This window comes from Candidatus Ichthyocystis sparus, assembly GCF_900078745.1.
Lineage (GTDB): Bacteria > Pseudomonadota > Gammaproteobacteria > Burkholderiales > 2013Ark19i > Ichthyocystis > Ichthyocystis sparus.
Genome location: NZ_FKII01000072.1, coordinates 1 through 1,687 on the forward strand (window position 1 = coordinate 1; position 1,687 = coordinate 1,687).

Here is a 1,687-nt window from a genome sequence, read left to right on the forward strand (position 1 = left end):
TTTTTATCGAAGCTGGATTGTGCTATTCGCGATGAAGTGGAGTCTATATTTAGCTTGGAGTGGGATAGAGTAGCTGATTCAGTCTTTGCCGAACTAGAAGATGGATCATTGGGTGATGTTGGTTGTGGAGATTTTATTAATGTTCTAGATGTTGTTGGTGTTCCTGTAGCAACATTTTCAATGTATCAAAGATATGTATATCCAAGACGTGTTATAAGTAAAGGAAGGAGTTTAGGAAGTGGTAGTAGTGAGTGTGCAGTTGATGTTACGGAGTCAAGATGTGGAGCTTCTGTTGATGTTTCTCCTTCAGCTTTTACTATTGATTCAGATGTTTTGAGTTCACTTGGTGTTACGCTATCTCCTGAGAGTGTTCGAGTAATTGAAGATCTCTTTTTTAAAGTGGATGTATTTTCTAGACGTACTTACAGGAGTATGGTAGCCAGACAACTTCCGTCAGAAGTGAGTGGCAAACTCACTGTGACTGGACGAGGTATTTGGTATTTGACCTATAGGGTAATGTGTGAAGATAGTTTTGTATTTAGGTGCCTTTGTGAATACCATGCTAAGCATCGACCTGTTTTTATACGTGCTCTTCCTAGCATTCAAGTATTATCTGATTCTCCTGACCATAATAATGTAGCACCGTTAGCTGGAGATAGGTTGTTAGATTTTTTATCGAGGCTGGATTGTGCTGTACGTGGTAAGGTGGGGTCTATTTTTAATTTTTATTGGAGTGAAGCTTCTGTAACTCTGGAAGAAGATTCATTGAATACTGTTAGTTGTAAAGATCTCATCAATCTCCTAGACACTGCTGGCATTCCTCCGTTGGCATTATCAGTGATTATAGCAACCAACTCAAAACATGAAAGAAATAAAGGAGTGGGCAAACGTACGACATCAAAAACTAATGTTACAGGCATTACGTCTTCTTTGACTTCCAGTTCTCAATTATTATCACTTCAGTCTAACCCTGAATTGTCACCTCGTGCCCATTCTCAATCTGAGTCACAAATGGGATCTTCTTTGCCATTAGGTGAGTCTCCAGGTACATCTTCTGAATTAATTAAGTCTTCTTTCATTGGAGATCATGATTATGGTAAATCTTCTTCTAATCAATATGTTGATTTGCTTGGTGTTAAGTTACATCATGATAATGCTAAATTAGTTTTTAAGCTTCTTTATGACATTAATAAATCTTTTAGAATGTCCTTCTCGTATTCGATGCGAGGCCACATCTTATCCACTTTGGGTAGTGAACTTTCAGTGGTTGGGAAGGCTATTTGGTGCAAAACCTACAGGGAACAGCACCTGTATAGATTTATGTATAGGTCCATTTGTATGTACCATGCTAGGTACCGTCCTAGATTTGTGCGTGCTCTTGATGGTGTTCAGGTATTATCAAGTTCCTCTGATTGTAAGTTAGTGCCATTAAGTGGTGGTAAGTTACTAGGTTTTTTATCAGAGCTAGATTGCGCCGTTCGTAAGACAGTGGAGTATATGTTTGATTCGTTATGGAATGAAACAACTAGTACAGTTTTTGCCGAACCAGAAGATGTATTGTTGAATGATGTTAGTTGTGAAGATTTTATTGGAGTCCTTGATGTTGCTGGTATCCCCTTGGCGGCATTTTCAATTCATCAAATCCATGAGAAAAAACGCACTCAAAGACTTGCGAAGAGGCTTACGA

At 38.6% G+C, this 1,687-nt stretch carries 1 protein-coding gene; it reads left to right on the forward strand.

Going from position 1 to position 1,687, the window contains the following annotated elements; all coding sequences use genetic code 11:
• The coding region (locus tag A6733_RS09075) for a hypothetical protein (RefSeq protein WP_176696792.1) at positions 1-1,687 on the forward strand (1,687 nt) is incomplete at both ends.